Here is a 17,965-nt window from a genome sequence, read left to right as displayed (position 1 = left end):
ACCTCCAATCAGTAACTGTATACTAGGCAGCATTTGTTTGATTCGCAATAGGTTTTAACAATTTGGCTATTTCATTATATGTAAGGCTTGTGGTAGCAAACCAACAATCTCGGCGATGCCAAATGCGTACCCGGGTCCTTCATTCGTTAATTCGTTTGCAGGTAGATAATATATTTTTGAGCCGATAGCACCATACAAAGCGGCATCTAACAGTTGCCAGTGGTCATTTTGATATACTTCGACCCACGCATGCCCATAAGCATTGAGATTATCCGACTCTTCAACAATAGCCGTGCCAAACACAATTTTTGCAGGAATAGAAAGTGAACGCGCAAGAGCGGCCAAAAGTACCGCATGTTCTGTGCAGTCTCCACTGCGCGTATCCGCTACAACCGACGCTATGTTGAAACCGTGGATATAAGTCGTTTCGGTAATGTATTCACTGACATATCTCTCTAAATCTGACAACTGATACGTCTCTTTATACTTGTCTTTAAATTCCTTGGTAAAGGCACTGGCACTTGGTTCAGTGTAATCGACAATAAAACTATCTTGCAGGTGTTTACTACTTTGTTTGCGATCGTGAACATATGTTTTTGTTAGAGGTAATTGAACACTTTGTTCATTCACAGTCAGCGGTTCAATATCAAAATTGTCTGATAATGTTTGGCTAAGCTTTTTGGGCTTAGCGGTAATTAGCGTAATACTAATCTTACTATCTAGAGGAAGTTTTACATTTTCATCTATTGAGATCGGGATATTACTCAAAAAAGAGGGCGTTTGCGCACTGGTAATTGCCGATACAGTGATAAATGAAAATGCAAGAAGTCGATAAATGCAATACTTCATGGTAGCTTCGGCTTTCCCTTGGCATGTATCAATGACATTTGCATAGTCATTGGACCTTGTTGGAGTGTGCCTTTTCGAAATATGTTGTCTTGGTCGGCTAAAAACTGCATGACAATCGGCCCCATATCAATTTCGAAGTTAGCATTTTTATTTTCTGGCAATTGACTTAACTTCACTGGGATTGCATTGCTTGGGTCTGCTGCAGGTGACCACATATACAGCTCGGTACTGGTATCCTCAGATGCTTTTAAATTTTCTAAAGAGACGTAGCTACCATAAGCGGATAATAACCATTCGTTATATTCCAGTGTCTTTTTAATTTCTTTGCCTTGCAGTGTGCCTTCAACTTGCCAAGAATCATCGATATATTGTATGGAAAACTGAAAATTTACGTTGCCATTCTGTAAGCTATATTCATTGGCATTAATCAACGAACCATCTGGCGAACTCCAAGCACTTCTGACAACATCATTTGTTGATACTGTGTTAGCGTCAACAGGGGCAATTAACGCTGTTCGATTTTCAATGGCTATGTCTCCGTCAACGTCAACGGCGTAAATTTCTTGCACATATCCCATTGGTAAATTATTGACAATGAGCTTGTATGTAGCCTCAAAAAAGGAGTCATTACTTCGCTGATCCATAGTTGTAACGAAAGACTCAAAGGTTTTTAGAAATGTGTCTCTGTATCCTATTTCATTATGCAAGCACATTCTTAAAATACCATTGTTCTCAGATACCAATGACTTAATCACGCCTGCCACTTTTTCATTGCCTTCGCCTAAATTGTACAAGACGTCAAATGTGATGTAGGGGCTACTATTTATTACCCCCGTATCCAATCCATATGTAAATCGACTACTCAAACTTTTCTTGTTTAATTCTTGGGTATTGGATAAAGCGGCTTCGACGATTGCATTTAATGAAGTCGCCGCACCATCATAACTGGTGAACACATAGCACTCGACTGGATATGCACTGCCAATATCCACGGTGTAGTACCAAAAATCATCACCTTTTTCGCCGAGTTTATAGCTTCCTAACACTTCACCTTCTATAACAAGCGATTCAATTTTGAGTTTACTTGTCTCTGTTAAGCTAGCCTCTCTAGCCATCGATTCTTTAAACCACGAGGGAAAATCGTTGATATTTACCAAATCCTTTGCGTTTGAGGTATTGGCAAAAGTAGTGGCTACTAAGATGATAAGCATTTTGCATGAATAGTGCATGGAGGTTCATTCCTTGATTTATAAATAAAGCAGAGAAATCACATGTTACAATGCACTGAGAATATAATCACGATTTGTTTTTGCGAGTAAAAAAAAGTGAATGCTGTATAATCTGTTAAATAAAATCGCCCCCAAACAAGTTGTAAACATTACATCCATGCCGTTTGACAGCCAAAAGTGTTTAGTTCCTGCGCCACACAAATTAAGTACTGATATTCATTCAAGCAAACACTTGGAGCAGCTATTTAATGCTGAGTTTTCTGAGACTGAAAACACTCTCTTACTTGGAAATGCTTCTGAGCCTCTCTACTTGCCGGCATCACAGAGTTACAGGGAACATATTAGTGTCACTCCAGAGGTCGATGCGTGTTGTCATCAGCACCGTATCTTTTATCGAGCAAATTATTTTGCTAGCGCTTTGCACGAAATAGCGCATTGGTGTATTGCCGGTCAAGAGAGAAGAATAAAAGTGGACTACGGGTATTGGTATGCTCCAGATGGCAGAAATACCCGTCAACAGCAATTATTTGAAGAAGTCGAGTCAAAACCGCAGGCACTAGAGTGGGCATTTTCTATTGCGTCAAACGCTGGTTTTCGCGTGAGTATCGACAATTTGTCAATGTCTGAAGTCAATGACAAAGATTTTGAAAGCAAAGTGCTAAATGCTTTAGACCGCTATTGTAATAATGGCTTTCCACTGCGAGCAAAGCAGTTTTTATCGCGTTTATTCGATTTTTATGGCACGTCCATATCTGATATTAAGCTTGTGCTCAACAACAAGTTGTAAAATGAAACAAAATTCGTTTGTAAGTGTACTATTACAGTACGGTGAGATCATACTTGGCAGTTTCCTTTACTTTTGTCGAAAAAGTTATTTTTCATGAATGAAAAATTAAAGCGTATATGGACATACTCGAAGCGTTTTTGCGACAAAAGTAAAGGAAACTGCCAAGTATAATCCCGCCGTAACTATTGCAGACAAATTTACCCATAGGAATTAAATGATGAGGCGTTTTTCTATTGGACTAATTATTAATCCATATGCTGGTATTGGCGGCGCGCTAGCACTAAAGGGCAGTGACGGGAAAGAAGTACGAGAAAAAGCACTGAAGGCAGGGGCTGAAAAAACTGCTTTAAAGCGCAGTGAGCTAAGCTTGCAAAGTCTGCTGGATTTACGAGAAAAAATCCTATTTTACACCTGTGATGGTGATATGGGGGCAAGTCTTTGTGACAAAATGGGCTTTAAATATGAAGTGGTTTATCACCGCTCTCATGAGCAATCTGAGGCGGAAGACACCATTGCTGCGGCAAAGGCCATCGCTAATATAGGTGTTGATTTATTACTTTTTGCGGGGGGCGACGGCACGGCTCGGAATTTGTGCGACATATTCTCCCCTTCACAAGCCATGCTGGGTATTCCGGCTGGCTGTAAGATTCATAGTGGCGTATATGCTGTGACACCCAATGCCGCTGGGATAGTGGCAAAACAAGTTGTAAATGGCGAGTTGCTTAGTATCATGCAAGCAGACGTCAAAGACATTGATGAAGATGCGTTTAGAGGTGGTCAGGTTATCGCAAAGTATTACGGCGAGATGTCAGTACCCGAATCTCTTCATTATATTCAATCCGTCAAAGCAGGGGGCAAAGAATCAAATGAACTGGTGTTAGCCGACATCGCTGCTACCGTGCAAGAACTTATCGACGAGCATGCTGAGCACTATATTGTCGTCGGCTCGGGAAGTACTATTGATTTCATCATGGAAGATATGGGTTTAGATAATACCTTACTAGGCGTAGATATAATGCACAAAGGTCAAATTGTCGCTAAGGATGTCACAGCCTATGCTCTCGAAACATTAATCGCTGACAAACCATGTAAACTTTTAATCACTGCTATAGGTGGTCAGGGGCATATATTTGGAAGAGGGAATCAACAACTCAGCCCTACATTTTTGGCTAAATTAAGCAAAGACGATATGTGGGTAGTTAGCACGAAATCTAAGTTGCTGGGTCTAAAACAAAATGGTTTTGTAGCGGATACAGGAGACACCAAACTCGATGCAAAACTTGCTGGGCCTATCCAGGTCATCACAGGCTACAAAGACAAAGTACTTTATTTTGTCAGGAGCGAATAAAACATGGTACTAGCGCAAGCTTTTGAACAGTATTTGCAGAAAAAAGAAGCGTTCTTAGATAAATTCATAGATTGTGGAAGCGATCAAGAGCTTTTTGCAGCAAGCTATATCCACGGTCATTTATCCGTTGTTGCCGCCCAAGTTTTTGACCTTCAGGATGGTGAAATCGACCGAGAGACTATTGATCAATATACAAAACGCTTTTGTGAGGCGCTTTACACAAGCATCGATACAGCCATCGACAAAAAAGAGCTAGATGATGAAGATGCAGCAGATGTGAATACCATGCTTTGTCAGTTGCTTGATCTAGATCAACGAATCACTTAAGTGCAATATTTAGTATTCTCCTCACTGGTCGATACCAAGATAATATTGTTTAACTTATACCTTGTAGAGAATGGATGCAATTCTATGAGCTGAGGAACTTGAGTGCATGATGAATAGTACCAGCGCCAATATTTCTCCGCAACCCACTGCGAATACGCTTTAAATCAATTCGATACAAAAAATGTTTGTTGCCCTTATGGTTTTGCAAGCCCTTGCCGCAATTGGTATTGGGCTGGTCACAGATACCCTATTATTGGGGGTGGTAGCCAGTTTCGTTATCTTAGTACCCCCTATTTTTTTGTGTCTTAAACACCCTAAGAAAGTGTTGACTAATCATGCTGTCGCGACGGCCTTACAACTAATGGCAGCGTTGCATATGCAGCAAACGGCAGGCATGACCGAAATGCACTTTCAAGTGTTTATGTTGCTGGCCTTTTTATCTATTTATCGAGATTGGAAGGTTGTGGTCACTGGTACCTTAGTTATTGCAGTGCATCACATACTTGGCTTTGTTATGCAATTGTCAGGTGGTGGGCTCATGGTATTTGAAGATGCTACGCCTGCTTTTTATATCCTTTTAATTCATGCCACATTCGCCATTCTTGAGTGCATTGGCTTGTCTTTTTTGGCTGTGCGTTCTGCAAAGGACTACAAGGTAGCAAAAGACATTCAAACCACTGTTAATGACATTGTTAGCGCGCCGGATGTCTTGGATCTCAGAGACAAGAATATTCCCAGTGATCCACAGTTAAAAGAGTTTACCAATATGCTCTTGAGTGTAAAAGGACTCGTTAAACAAACTGCGCATGTTGGCTCAGCCTTAGTGACAATTGCTGAGAAGGTACGAGCTTCGTCAGGGGCGCTAAATGAAACTGTAGAAGAGCAGAATAATCAAGTTTTCACCATCTCTGAGTCTATTAGCCGGATAGCTGCTAGTGTAGAAGATATTGCGCAGCTTTCTCAGGGGGCCAATACTATTGCACAAAGCGCAAAGCAAAGTACGACAGATACTGCAGAAGCAATAAATACCAGTCAAACTAACATTGCCAAGTTAAAGTCAACCTTACAAACTACCTCTGAGGCGATCAGTGATTTGAGCAATAAATGCGAGAATATCTCTTCGGTGATGCAATCTATTAAGTCCGTTGCTGAACAAACAAACCTACTGGCTTTAAACGCTGCGATAGAGTCAGCACGTGCTGGGGAGCATGGTAGAGGCTTTGCTGTTGTTGCGGATGAGGTGCGCAACCTAGCGATAAAGTCAAAAGAAAGCGCAGAAGAAATAGAAAAAATCACGGCAATGTTGACAGAAAGTGCCAATCATTCGGTGAAAAATATGGATGATTGTGTTGATGTTGTTGAGCTTGCGGTAGCGTCTTCAGAAACCGCCACCTCTAACATGAAAATCGTGTTTGATAGTATTGAGAATGTGGATGCCAACGTGACGAATGTTTCTAATGCGACGAACGAACAGGCCAAAGTATCTAAAACGATTAGCAGCAATACGGATAACTTGAGCAGCTCATTTGCGAGTGAAAAAGAACAAGTGGCCTACTTGCATGAGGATTTAAGTAAGTTAAATGACTTGGCAGACGAATTGAACCAGCAGTTACGTCAGTTTAAGTTGGACTAAATATTTCGACAATAGACGCATGTTGGCATCTAGGACTAAAATAGTTTTCGGCGTGGTCTGTTGGTTAATCCTTTGTTCGTCGTTGATTGTATGGGTTGGGGCGTCAAATAAAAGTGAGTTTGATCCCGAAATGCGCTTGTCGTCTGCCATCATGGATATGAACTTTGAATATACTGTGGTTGAAAAATTTGCTCCTCTTTCTACTGTTGGAGAGACAAGACAGTTATTTCACATCTATCAAGGGGATTGCTTTTGTGAGTGGCTTGCTAGAACGCATATAAGCAAGCTGAGTTTATGGGCTGCCAATCAAGACTTTGCAATTATAGATGTTAATCTAGACGAACATCCAGAGTTGAAACCATTGATTCCTTCCACACCTGCTGTGCTAGCAATCGATGATCGTCATCGCTTGATTTATTTGGGGCCATACTCTAGAGGGAGTGGATGCTTTAGCGCGAGTGGTCAAGTTGATGATGTACTCAAACAGTATGTTGAGCGTGATTTGGCAATCCAAAATCCTAGTACTAGATTTCCGTCTGCGACCATCGAAGTGGATGCCAGTGGCTGTTATTGCAGTACTTAAGTCTCTTTTTCGCAAACTGCCTTCATTCCCAGAAAGTTTTATAGCCCTTTTTGATTGAGTACTGACCTTTAGGTATAGTTTAATTAAGCTCTGGCATGACACTCCCTTACCCCCAGTTCAGGTTAAAGTAAGCAAGGAATAAACATTGCACTTAGGCGCTTGACTACGTTTTTTATTCGTCTATAGTGTTAGCTAATATTAGCTAACCTAGGTTGTGTATTGTGCAAGCGAATATGCATGAAGCAAAAAGTAAGTTGTCTCAATTAGTAGAAACAGCTTTGAAAGGTGAAGAGGTCATTATTGCTAGATGCGGCAAACCTGCTGTAAAGCTTGTCCCTTTTAAACCTTCAGGCAGGAGGGTGTTTGGCCTGTATAAAGGGCAAATTAAGATATCTGAAAATTTTGACTCTGACGCAACGCAGAATGAAATTGCAGAGGAATTTGGGGTTTAATGAGAAACTTGTTATTGGATACCCATGCATTTCTTTGGTGGTTAAATGGGGACAATCAGCTGAGTAATTACGCTATCGAATTGATAAGTGATGAAGCAAATAAAGTTTATGTAAGTGCTGCTACATCCTGGGAAATTTCTATTAAGCGTAACAAGGGCTTACTTGAAGCTCCTGAAGATATTGATGCTGTGATCGAGAAAGTAGGATTTTCTAAATTACCAATATCCGTGTTTCATGGACAACAAGCAGGTAGTTTACCTAATCATCATAAGGACCCTTTTGATAGAATGTTGATTGCACAAGCACAAGCAGAGGGCTTAGAGATAATAACATGTGACTCTTTCTTTCCTATGTATGGAGTACGATTGATTAAAGCAAACGTATGATAGGAAGTCACAAGAGCAACAAGTCAATTTGGCACCTCATTTTTCGGTTCATCTAAGTAAAAATGAGCTAATGACTTTACCACGGTAGATAGAGCTTGTGCGTCACTGGCTCTAGCGATTCGGATCTTTATCTCTTCGTTTTTCATGCTAACGCTTAGTCAAAGAGTCGGCTTGTTAAAGGTGAAGATTGCAAATGCAAGCGATACGACACTGGTTGATAATCTCTGTTTAACCTGAAAATTGTTAGTCGCAAATTGTCCACAAAACTTTCGATAAAACATAGAAGTACGGCATTAGGATTATTGTTAAGAGAGCAATTACACCACAATAAAAATAGTGTGCTTCTTTTTCCGTTATTCTCGCCAGACAATTCCGGCTGGCTCATCCACCTTTTCGCTGTTTGCTTATAATTGGGGCCCAGCCTTCACTAACTCAGCACCGTCCTCAATGTTTGTGTATTGCTCAAAATTTTTAATAAATCGCGACGCTAAGTCTTGCGCTTTCTCAGTCCATACCTCGGAGTTTTCGTAGGTGTTTCTTGGATCTAAGATACTCAGATCCGTGTTGGGTAGGCTGGTGGGTATGGCCAAGTTAAAAATGGGCAAAATGCTAGTGTCGGTCTGTTCTATCGAACCATTCAAAATGGCGTCAATAATTGCACGCGTGTCTTTGATTGAAATGCGCTTGCCTGAACCGTTCCAACCTGTGTTGACCAAATACGCTCGCGCATTTACTGCTTCCATTTTTGTAACTAATTCTTGTGCATATTTTACTGGATGCAGGGTTAAAAATGCCTTACCAAAACATGCCGAAAAAGTGGGGACAGGCTCTGTTATTCCTCGTTCAGTACCGGCTAATTTTGCGGTAAAGCCAGACAAAAAATGATATTTTGTCTGTGCAGAATTTAGCTTGGAAACAGGTGGCAATACCCCAAAGGCATCTGCAGTTAGGAAAATAACTGTCTTAGCATGACCGCCTCTAGATACAGGCTTGACAATGTTTTCAATGTGATAGATGGGATAAGAAACGCGTCCGTTTTCGGTAATTGAGTGATCGAAATAGTCAACTTTGCCGTCCTCGTCAACGACTACATTTTCTAATAATGCGTCTCGTCGGATGGCCTTATAGATATCCGGTTCACTGTCGGGATCTAAATCAATGGTCTTGGCGTAGCAACCACCTTCAAAGTTAAAAATACCGTCGTCATCCCATCCGTGTTCATCATCACCAATCAATTTGCGTTTTGCATCGGTCGAGAGGGTGGTCTTGCCTGTACCTGACAGACCAAAAAAGATCGCAGTCTCACCAGTGTCACTCACATTGGCAGAACAGTGCATAGACGGCATATGATCTAAGGGTAGATAATAGTTCATCATTGCGAACATCCCCTTTTTCATTTCGCCTCCATACCAAGTGCCGCCAATCACTTGCATTTTTTCAGTCATGTTGAACACGGTAAATACCTCTGAATTCATGCCGTGTTCTTGCCAATTTGGATTACTCGTTTTTGATCCATTAAGTACAACAAAATCAGGTTCACCGTAATTCGCTAGTTCTTCTTTATTTGGACGAATAAACATATTGGTGACGAAATGAGCTTGCCACGCGACCTCAACGATAAACCTGACTTTCATTCGCACTTTTGGATTTGCACCACAAAATGTATCAACGACAAAAAGTCTTTTTGAAGACAACTGTTTTACCACTAACGCTTTTAGCTCTTTCCAAACATCTTCAGAAATAGGTTTGTTGTCATTATGAGACTGGGTCGAGTCCCACCATAAATTCGCTTCGCTTATTTTGTCTTTGACTATGTATTTATCTTTAGGTGAGCGTCCTGTAAAAATACCGGTTCTCACCGCCACAGCGCCGGATTCAGTTACAATACCTTTTTCATACCCTTCAAGGTCTGTACGTGTTTCTTCTTCAAAAAGTTGAGCATAACTCGGGTTGTAAACAAGCTCTGTGACGTCTTGAATTCCATATTGGCTAAGATCAATGTTGGCTCGCATGGTCTCGTTCCTTTTTTAACCTGACTTGACTGGACTGATACCCATACTACATTACTAAAACGATTAGTTTTTGACCTGAATCAATCCTAACTCTGAGGACAGACCCTAGTGTGAATTGCTCTTATTTTTCAGGTCTAGTATGTGCGTTTAGGCGGCACATACCTCGCTGATTTTTTATCGAAAAGATAATTTACACTGCCCCCGTTTATTTACTGAACCAGTTTATTTAAGTGCAAATGAAAAGCTGGACTCATTATTGCTACTGATTTTTTAGAAACCCAGCCATGCAAGCCACTTTGTGACTCGGTGGCAAATAATGTTTATTAACGAGTAGCATTTATGAAGAATACACTAAATAGCTTTGCCTGTATCTTGCTCAGTGTGCTGTGCGTATATATTGTGTTGTCCTTGAGCGGCTGTGCAGTGGCAGTACAGAGTCACTCTCAAACAAATTCATCAGCTCCCCCTGAGGCGTTGGGTAATGCAGAGTTGTATACACACGAACTTGCAAACGAACTGTTTCTTAGTCTTGCCGCTGACCGGCAATACCGGTATGCGGTTGCCGGTTTTGTACCCGTGACGACCCTCAAACAAAACTTGAACAAGCAAGGACCGTTGATGTTGCTAGGGCATCAGTTAGAGCAAGGCTTAACAACAGAAGCAGTACGTAGGGGTTATATTGCACAAGACTTCAAAGCGACGAATACCATCATTATGGGCGCTGATTCTGAGCGTGCCTTGTCCAGAAATGTTGAGCACCTTCGCAGCACACAAAACATAGATTTTTTTATAACTGGCACGATTACTGAACAAGAAATGGGTGCCATGGTAAACGCGCGTATCATAAATGTTCGCACTAAAGACGTGATAGCGGCGGCAACCAAATTTTTTCCTGCTGAAATTTTTTGGCAGCGAGAACAAGTGACAACAAGAAATGGCTTGTTATATCGGGCAGAAAAGCCTGCAAAAGCAAAGTCTAGGGTAGGAGAGTAATGATGAAACGAATTAGCATGTTGGCAGGTATATTGAGTTTGAGTGCATGTACTAGCCTTCCTTCACTCGATAATTTTTGGGTAAAAAGTAATAAAGACGAACAAGTCGAAGATACACAAGTGGTTGATATCGTTTCAGAACAATCTAATCAAGATCAAAGCCTAGTGAATCGAGCAGATTCGCGCAATGTTGATGCCTTTGGTTCAATGCTAAAACCGAGTGTGATGTCGCATACACCTGGCGCATATAAAAGCATACCTTTAACTAAACACGTTGGGCATTACGTGACGAATATGGCAAACGACCTCGTCGCCAATATGGAATATGTGACCGAGCGCACACCGGTGGCAGTGACGCACTTTTCGCTAATCGACAGCGACTTAAAAGAGACGAACCTCTTGGGACAGCAAATGGCAGAGTCATTTGTGCACGAATTTCACAAATTCAGAATGCCAGTCGTTGAATATAAGGCCACGCAATTTATTCGCGTTACTGAGACGGGCGATTATCTTTTGTCTAGAGACTTTTTAGATTTAAATAATTCAACACCGATTCAGTATGTGCTAACTGGCACTATGACCAAACATCAGGGAGGATATATTGTCAATGCTAGGATGTTAGGTATGGAATCTAAAGTAGTAGTGGCAAGCGCTCAGAGTTTTATTCCCTACTATATCGTGGATGCCTTAATGCCGAGTGAGTCTAGCCGTCAAAATGAAGTGCTCGATGGTGTGCGCATCATTCGTGGTGAATAGCGAGGCATAGAAATGAGAAGTTGTCTAAAATTCAGCTATCATGCTGAACAATCAAATATTTTCAAATCCTGTGCGTACGTCATGCTTGCTTTCGTGTTGTCTGGTTGTGCAATGGGCAGAATGTTCATGGCTGGCTACACACCACCACAAACTATTGCTGATTTGCTCAACGAGCAATATGCTTTGGCTGGCGAGCTTCCACCTGAGCTACAGGATACAGACGGCAAAGGCGCTAGACAAATCTCTTTAAACTCGGTAAGAGGCAGTGCGCAAGATCAAAAACAAGGGCAGGTAGAAGTTGACGAAAACCTGATGCTTATGAGCCAGTATCAGCAAGTAAAATCATTTCGGCCCTCTTTTTCATATAAAGGCATTGAAGATTATGCCGCGCAACTGTCGATGGCCTTGGTCAAAAATAGCGTCGGCATCAACCGTCATTTACGTATTGGCGTAAGCTCGTTTGTTGAGCTTGATGAGACCCTGCAAACCACGTCAATTCTTGGCAATCAGCTGGCCGAGCACTTTATCGGAGAAATTCAGTCATATGGCTTGTCCGTGATCGATCACAAGCTAATGCCCGCGCTTCAGGTAAATACAAGAGGCGACATTGCATTTTCAAGGGATGTTACTCAGTTAGCGAACAACAATATTATGGATCATGTTTTGTCAGGTACGATAATCAGGAAGGCAAACGGCGCATTTGTGAATGCACGGATTATCTCCTTGCTCGACAACAGAGTTATTGCTTCAGCACATATTCTAATACCCGACTTTGTTGTTGATTCAGTGCATCCGCAGTATGTGAGTATGTAGACAAGGCACTCATTTATTTGTCAGCCACTGCCTAATCTTGTAGCGATTTGGCTGCAGTGCTTTCAGTAAACTATTCGGTAGAGGCAAGCAGGACTGTGTGATTTGTGCCCGTAATGTTCTCGCTAGGATGGGCGCTGTTGTGAGTCCTCTGGAGCCTAAACCCGTTAAGAGAAAAACATTTTTTTGTACCCTTGATGGACGATAGCGACGAAAATCGTTGTGTTTGTACAAGTCTACATATTGTTTTTCTTGGGCAAGAAAATCTGGCATGTTACCTATTATTGGCATGTGATCAGGCGTGGAACAACGTATTGCTGCTCTGCCGATTGGTTCTGCTTCCCTAGCAAACATATCTATACACTTAGCGAAATCAGTGTCCTGCATAGCCTGCGTATGTGTATGCAGATTTAGGTCTCGATCACTTAGACGATAATCTGTGCCGCGTTCGTTTTTGTGATAGGTTGACCCCAGCGCGTGCCTTCCATCTACTGCGGGCGTAAAGTATCCTTTATGGCACAATACGGTATTTAGCGCAGCGCTATCATCTGTTGACTTTACATATTCAACTTGGCCGCGCGTTAATCGAAGTGGAATATTGTCACTCAAAAACGGTGACGAGCCAGCCGCAGCTGCAATAACTAAATAGTCAGAAATAACGTGCAAGTCTTGGTCTGTATCATTGCGACATGTTGACTTGATGGGGCTGCCTGTTTTTCCTAAGTAATAGGATTGCAGGCTTGTATTTGTTAACAAATTAAAGTGTTCATAATGGTGGCATGAAGCAATACAAGCTTCGGTAAGCGATTTTGGTGAAATCCAACCTGCATTGGGTATGTACAGTCCACCGAATGGTAAGGAAATATTGGCTTTTTCGCTTGCTTCTTGAGTGTTTATTACGCGAGCAAATGAATCTGGCCACAAGTCTTTTTGTTGCATTTTGTGGAAGCGAGTGCGCGTGTTGTCATTAAAGCCAAGTTGTATTACCCCGCACCAATCGTGTTCAAAGGGCTGTTGTTCGTTGAGTTGGTCGTACCAATGTCTTGCAAATAAAAAGCTGTGTGCATAAAACTGACTAGAAATCCCAGCCTCAGCCTGTAGCTGAGGGTAAAAACCGCCAATTTTATTGCCTGATGCTCCCCTTGCGACCGCCTCATCAGCGCAGACAAGCGTGACTTGAAATCCGGCACGTAATAGCTCCAAAGAGGATGTTGCCCCCGCTAGACCACCACCGACTATCACCACTTTTTTTGATGCAGGATGCGTTTTTGACGACCCTTCAGATGAACCCGTATCGCGAGTAAACCACGGTGGCTGTTTCTTCGTCCATACGCTTTGTTTTTCGATTAGTGTACCGACTAACATCTCGCGTTTACGCCCGTAGCCTTTGCGTTTAGTGATCTCAAAACCAGCAGCCTGAAGCCCTCTCTTGACGGCTCCCGCGGCAGTAAAGGTCGCAAAACTTGCGCCGACTTTACTCAGCCTTGCAATGTTTGAAAAAACACGTTGTTGCCACATACTCTCGTTTTTGCTGGGCGCAAACCCGTCCAAAAACCATGCATCAACATTACCGGATTCGTAGGCGTATACTTCTTCTATCGATTCGTTAATATCACCCAAAATTAAATCAATGCTCGAACTAAAATGAACTAAATCTAGTCTATGGTGGCCAGAGAGTGCAGGGGGGTAGATGTCAATTAGCGCATTATATTCTGCCTCTAGACTGGGACGTTGTGCGGCTACTTCGTTCAATATATCTTGTGCTAAGGGATATTTTTCAAAAGAAATGACGTGTAAATGTGTTAAGTCATGATCAGGATTATCGGTGCGGAATTGCTTAAATTGTTGCAATACCAACATGATGTTTAAACCAGTACCAAAGCCAGTTTCGCCTATGACAAAGGTACTTTGCTTATGGTTTAACCACTTTTGCTTCAGTTGATTGCCGTCAATAAACACATATTGTGTTTCTGCAATACCGTCATCGTTGGAATAGTAAACATCATCGAAGGCTTCGGATATCAGGGTTCCATGGGAATTAAAGCTAACGGCGGCATGTTGTATTTTCATTAAGTATTCAAATTGTGAATGACTTTTTGTTTGATTATATGACAGTATACCCTTAAGAGCAGACCAGTTGAATCGATTAAGCCGCTAACATATAGCGAAATTTGCGGCTGTGTTATACCTTGTCGTAAAAAGACGGCTAGAATTACAATTAGTTTTTTAAAAATGAAAAACGAAAGTACATGTATAATTGAAGTCTTTACAGCGACTTTTATTCTAGTCGGGCATTTACTAAAAAGTATGATCCCGCCCTTTGGCGAAATTGAAAGAAGTAAAATATTAAAAGGTGATAAATGAAACGCGCAGTGATTACCGGCTTAGGCATTGTATCAAGTATCGGAAATAATGCTAATGAAGTAACAGAGTCATTAAAAAGCGGTAGCTCTGGAATTACATTTTCTGAGCAGTTTGCAGAAATGGGCTTGCGAAGCCAAGTATGGGGAAATGTAAAACTCGACCTAAAGGAAATGATCGACCGTAAAGCTTTGCGTTTTATGGGGGATGCATCAAGTTACGCCTACCTAGCTATGCAACAAGCTATCGTAGATGCAGGGTTAGAAGAAAAGGACTACTCAAGTGAGAGGGTAGGGATTATTGCGGGTTCGGGCGGTGCGTCGTCAGAAAATCAAGTGAACTCTGCGGATATACTGCGAGCCAAAGGCGTAAGAAGAATGGGGCCTTACATGGTAACGCGTTGTATGGCAAGCACTGTGTCTGCTTGTTTGGCGACACCTTTCAAGATAAAAGGTGTGAATTATTCTATCGCCTCGGCGTGTGCAACCAGTGCACATTGTATTGGCAATGCCTGGGAGCTGATTCAACTGGGTAAACAAGACATGGTTTTTGCAGGCGGAGGCGAGGAACTTCATTGGTCGCTTTCGAGTCAATTTGATGCGATGGGTGCACTTTCAAGTCAATACAATGATACGCCGGCATTGGCCTCTCGAACCTATGATGCCAATCGCGATGGTTTTGTCAGCTCAGGCGGCGGCGGTATGGTTGTCGTTGAAGAATTAGAGCATGCGCTTGCGCGTGGAGCAAAAATTTATGGCGAAATCGTCGGCTACGGTGCAACATCTGATGGCTATGATATGGTCGCTCCTTCAGGCGAAGGCGCGGCTCGATGCATGCGTATGGCAATGCACGGCATCGATCAAAAACTGGATTATTTGAATACTCATGGCACTTCAACGCCTGTGGGTGATGTGCAAGAACTCAAAGCGATTCAAGAGGTGTTTGGTGAAAATAGTCCAGCAATAAGTGCAACGAAATCTTTAACTGGTCATGCCTTAGGTGCAGCAGGGGTGCACGAAGCCATATTTACGCTGTTAATGATGCAAAACGACTTTATCAGCCCTTCCATCAATATTGAAACGCTCGATGATCAAGCGAAAGGTTTGGATATTGTGACGACGGCGCGCGAACAAGCGGTAGACCTTGCGATGTCTAACAGTTTTGGTTTTGGCGGCACAAACGCATCATTGGTATTCAAGAAATATCAGTAAGTTAAGCCGTGAAAATACTTTATGATAGTGTCATGCCCTATGCCGAGGCGTTCTTTGGGCATATCGGGATATGCGAACCTTTCGAATTGGGAAAAATCTCTAGTGAGGCGCTGGCGAATGCCGATGTTCTGCTCACACGTTCAACAACAAAAGTTGACGCCTCGCTACTTGAATGTGGAAACAATCTTAAATTTGTTGGAACTGCGACAGCAGGGATAAATCATTTTGATACAGCCGCTTTAGATGACAAAAACATTACGTGGACATCGGCAGCAGGCTGCAATGCCAGAGCGGTGGCCGAGTACGTCCTTGCTGCATTGTTATATTTGGCTGAACAGGATGGCTTTCTTCTCAAAAATAAGCAGATCGCTATTGTGGGAGTAGGTGCCGTGGGGAAGCAAGTTGCAGACATCGCAACCGCATTAGGTATGCAAGTTGTATTGTATGACCCGCCTAGAGCAGCCATCGACGCCAACTTTAGCTCATCAATCTTCGAAGAGGTGTTGCAGGCCGATATTATATCTTTGCATGCGCCACTAACACATAATGGGCAATACCCAACTAAGCACATGTTTAATAGTGATGTGCTGAATAGTATGCAAAGCTCACAATATATTGTCAGTGCAAGTCGAGGGGAACTAATCGATACTCAAGCCTTACTCGATATGAATGACGATTGTCCGCAATTAGTAATGGATTGTTGGGAAAATGAACCTTACATATCGACAGATTTGATGTCACGCTGCCGTTTGGCAACCGCACATATCGCTGGCCATTCGTTGGAGGGTAAAGCAAGAGGAACCAGTATACTTTACGATAAGCTTTGCGCATTTCTTGGCGTGGAAAAACAACATAGCTTAGCTGAATTTTTACCCCAAATGGATCATTCTCATGAATTGACTGCCTGCACACAGTCTTTTGCACATCAAAATTTGAATCAAACTTCTTTAAGTAGCCTCGTGAAGTGTTTCTATGATATTGAAAATGATGATAGTTTTTTCCGTCAGCACATGGCAAAATCCGAATCAATTACGCCCATTCGAAAAAATTACCCAATAAGAAGAGAGTTTGACGCAGTTGACATAAGTGTTGATGACGCTGCAGATAAATTAACGTTAAGCTCACTTGGCTTTTCAGTCTCTTAGGTAAAAGCTCGATGGGCATGCCGTCTGAGTAAAAGGGTTATGTTTCTATATGTCAAACGCATACAATGTTGCGATTTTGGGTGCTACTGGTTTAGTTGGTCAAACTATCATCGACTTGCTGGCAGAGCGCAAATTTCCTATCGATCAACTTTTTCCGCTCGCCAGCGCGCGTTCAGCGGGTGATGAGCTTGATTTTAAGGGTGAAAAAATCACCGTTATCGATGCCGATGAATTTGATTGGAGTAGCGTGCATTTGGCCTTTTTCTCCGCTGGTGGTAGCGTATCAGCTAAATATGCACCGATAGCCGCAGATGCTGGCTGTGTCGTCATTGATAATACATCTGAGTTTAGATACGAACATGATGTGCCTTTGGTTGTACCTGAGGTAAATAAGTCAGCTTTAGCAGATTTTCGAAATCGAAATATCATCGCTAATCCAAACTGCTCGACTATTCAGATGCTTGTTGCACTCAAACCGATTCATGAGGCAGTAGGTATTGCCAGAATTAACGTAAGCACTTATCAGTCCGTTTCGGGGGCAGGGAAAAGTGCTGCTGAGGGTTTAGCCAAACAAACCGCAGAATTACTCAATGCCAAACCCATTACGGACAAAGCGTTTTCGCGTCAAATTGCATTCAATGTCATACCGCAAATAGATGTCTTTATGGACAATGACTACACCAAAGAAGAGATGAAAATGGTGTGGGAAACCCAAAAAATTATGGGTGATAGTACGATTTTGGTCAATGCTACTGCGGTTAGAGTACCGGTTTTTTATGGTCATGGAGAGGCTCTCCACATTGAAACGCATCAACCAATAGATGCAGAACAGGTTACAGCCTTACTTGCTGATGCGCCTGGCGTCACACTATATGACAAACGCGAGGACTTCCCAACGCAAGTGAGTGAGGCTAGTGGTAACGACAGTGTGCACGTGGGCAGAGTGCGCAATGATATTTCTCACCCGAATGGAATCAATATGTGGGTGGTGTCGGACAATATAAGAAAGGGGGCGGCAACAAATAGCATCCAAATAGCCGAAGCCCTAATTGCCGAGTACCTGTAAACAATCTTATGTTGATGC

General features: G+C 42.3%; 18 protein-coding genes. 13 read left to right on the top strand and 5 right to left on the bottom strand.

The genetic code is table 11. The annotated features are described in order from the left end of the window. Positions 1–66: 66 nt before the first annotated feature. Together ACFOHL_RS02760 and ACFOHL_RS02755 are read right to left on the bottom strand one after the other, a co-directional pair. Positions 67–849, bottom strand: coding sequence for a transglutaminase-like domain-containing protein (locus ACFOHL_RS02760; protein WP_376918672.1), 783 nt, complete (start codon positions 847–849; stop codon positions 67–69). Then, positions 846–2,078 carry a hypothetical protein gene (locus ACFOHL_RS02755; RefSeq protein ID WP_376918671.1) on the bottom strand — a complete coding sequence of 411 codons (1,233 nt, stop codon included), beginning with the start codon at positions 2,076–2,078 and terminating at the stop codon, positions 846–848. Before ACFOHL_RS02755 ends, ACFOHL_RS02760 begins: the two co-directional genes overlap by 4 nt. Positions 2,079–2,178: 100 nt before the next feature. Here ACFOHL_RS02755 and ACFOHL_RS02750 point away from each other — a divergent pair, with 100 nt between their 5' ends. The 7 genes from ACFOHL_RS02750 to ACFOHL_RS02720 all read left to right on the top strand — a co-directional run bounded on the left by ACFOHL_RS02750 (position 2,179) and on the right by ACFOHL_RS02720 (position 7,594). Beyond that, the gene (locus tag ACFOHL_RS02750) at positions 2,179–2,865 is read left to right on the top strand and encodes an elongation factor P hydroxylase (RefSeq protein ID WP_376918670.1); all 687 of its coding nucleotides are present in this window, start codon (positions 2,179–2,181) and stop codon (positions 2,863–2,865) included. A gap of 214 nt (positions 2,866–3,079) precedes the next feature. Further along, positions 3,080–4,213 carry an ATP-NAD kinase family protein gene (locus ACFOHL_RS02745; RefSeq protein WP_376918669.1) on the top strand — a complete coding sequence of 378 codons (1,134 nt, stop codon included), beginning with the start codon at positions 3,080–3,082 and terminating at the stop codon, positions 4,211–4,213. A 3-nt stretch (positions 4,214–4,216) separates the two neighbouring features. After that, the gene (locus ACFOHL_RS02740; RefSeq protein WP_376918668.1) at positions 4,217–4,540 is read left to right on the top strand and encodes a YfcL family protein; all 324 of its coding nucleotides are present in this window, start codon (positions 4,217–4,219) and stop codon (positions 4,538–4,540) included. Positions 4,541–4,736: 196 nt separating this feature from the next. Continuing rightward, complete coding sequence (locus ACFOHL_RS02735; protein ID WP_376918667.1) at positions 4,737–6,173, top strand: methyl-accepting chemotaxis protein; 1,437 nt, start codon at positions 4,737–4,739, stop codon at positions 6,171–6,173. A gap of 19 nt (positions 6,174–6,192) precedes the next feature. Then, entirely contained in the window at positions 6,193–6,756 is a 564-nt protein-coding gene (locus tag ACFOHL_RS02730) for a DUF6436 domain-containing protein (protein ID WP_376918666.1), read from the top strand. Positions 6,757–6,977: 221 nt separating this feature from the next. Next, positions 6,978–7,208: a type II toxin-antitoxin system Phd/YefM family antitoxin gene (locus tag ACFOHL_RS02725; RefSeq protein ID WP_376918665.1), complete on the top strand. Its 231-nt coding sequence runs from the start codon at positions 6,978–6,980 to the stop codon at positions 7,206–7,208. Continuing rightward, positions 7,208–7,594, top strand: a complete 387-nt coding sequence (locus tag ACFOHL_RS02720) for a type II toxin-antitoxin system VapC family toxin (RefSeq protein WP_376918664.1) — start codon at positions 7,208–7,210, stop codon at positions 7,592–7,594. Before ACFOHL_RS02725 ends, ACFOHL_RS02720 begins: the two co-directional genes overlap by 1 nt. A 23-nt stretch (positions 7,595–7,617) precedes the next feature. On the opposite strand, the gene ACFOHL_RS02715 is transcribed toward ACFOHL_RS02720, so the two are convergent. Then, complete coding sequence (locus tag ACFOHL_RS02715; protein WP_376918663.1) at positions 7,618–7,740, bottom strand: hypothetical protein; 123 nt, start codon at positions 7,738–7,740, stop codon at positions 7,618–7,620. 258 nt (positions 7,741–7,998) lie between these two features. Beyond that, positions 7,999–9,606, bottom strand: a complete 1,608-nt coding sequence (pckA, locus tag ACFOHL_RS02710; protein WP_376918662.1) for a phosphoenolpyruvate carboxykinase (ATP) — start codon at positions 9,604–9,606, stop codon at positions 7,999–8,001. A 339-nt stretch (positions 9,607–9,945) separates the two neighbouring features. On the opposite strand from pckA, the gene ACFOHL_RS02705 reads away from it, so the two are divergent. The 3 genes from ACFOHL_RS02705 to ACFOHL_RS02695 are packed head-to-tail and all read left to right on the top strand — an operon-like array spanning position 9,946 to position 12,167. Continuing rightward, entirely contained in the window at positions 9,946–10,599 is a 654-nt protein-coding gene (locus ACFOHL_RS02705) for a FlgO family outer membrane protein (protein ID WP_376918661.1), read from the top strand. Next, complete coding sequence (locus tag ACFOHL_RS02700; RefSeq protein WP_376918660.1) at positions 10,599–11,354, top strand: FlgO family outer membrane protein; 756 nt, start codon at positions 10,599–10,601, stop codon at positions 11,352–11,354. The genes ACFOHL_RS02705 and ACFOHL_RS02700 overlap by 1 nt, the downstream gene beginning before the upstream one ends. A 12-nt stretch (positions 11,355–11,366) precedes the next feature. Next, on the top strand, positions 11,367–12,167 hold the full coding sequence (locus ACFOHL_RS02695; RefSeq protein WP_376918659.1) for a FlgO family outer membrane protein: 801 nt from the start codon (positions 11,367–11,369) through the stop codon (positions 12,165–12,167). A 9-nt stretch (positions 12,168–12,176) separates the two neighbouring features. Here the strand turns inward: ACFOHL_RS02695 and mnmC are convergent, their stop codons facing one another. After that, positions 12,177–14,234: a bifunctional tRNA (5-methylaminomethyl-2-thiouridine)(34)-methyltransferase MnmD/FAD-dependent 5-carboxymethylaminomethyl-2-thiouridine(34) oxidoreductase MnmC gene (gene mnmC, locus ACFOHL_RS02690; protein WP_376918658.1), complete on the bottom strand. Its 2,058-nt coding sequence runs from the start codon at positions 14,232–14,234 to the stop codon at positions 12,177–12,179. A gap of 290 nt (positions 14,235–14,524) precedes the next feature. Between mnmC and fabB the strand changes: the two genes are divergently transcribed. The 3 genes from fabB to ACFOHL_RS02675 are packed head-to-tail and all read left to right on the top strand — an operon-like array spanning position 14,525 to position 17,947. Then, positions 14,525–15,736 (top strand): beta-ketoacyl-ACP synthase I, encoded by a 1,212-nt coding sequence (gene fabB / locus ACFOHL_RS02685; protein WP_376918657.1) that lies wholly within the window; start codon positions 14,525–14,527, stop codon positions 15,734–15,736. Positions 15,737–15,744: 8 nt separating this feature from the next. Beyond that, positions 15,745–16,881 (top strand): 4-phosphoerythronate dehydrogenase, encoded by a 1,137-nt coding sequence (locus ACFOHL_RS02680; protein WP_376918656.1) that lies wholly within the window; start codon positions 15,745–15,747, stop codon positions 16,879–16,881. A 49-nt stretch (positions 16,882–16,930) separates the two neighbouring features. After that, positions 16,931–17,947 (top strand): aspartate-semialdehyde dehydrogenase, encoded by a 1,017-nt coding sequence (locus ACFOHL_RS02675; RefSeq protein ID WP_376918655.1) that lies wholly within the window; start codon positions 16,931–16,933, stop codon positions 17,945–17,947. Positions 17,948–17,965: the final 18 nt, after the last annotated feature.

The organism is Agaribacter flavus, from assembly GCF_042646125.1.
Taxonomy (GTDB): Bacteria; Pseudomonadota; Gammaproteobacteria; order Enterobacterales; family Alteromonadaceae; genus Glaciecola; species Glaciecola flavus.
The sequence above is the reverse complement of the archived record's forward strand: the minus strand, read 5'-3'. Positions and strand labels throughout refer to the sequence as shown.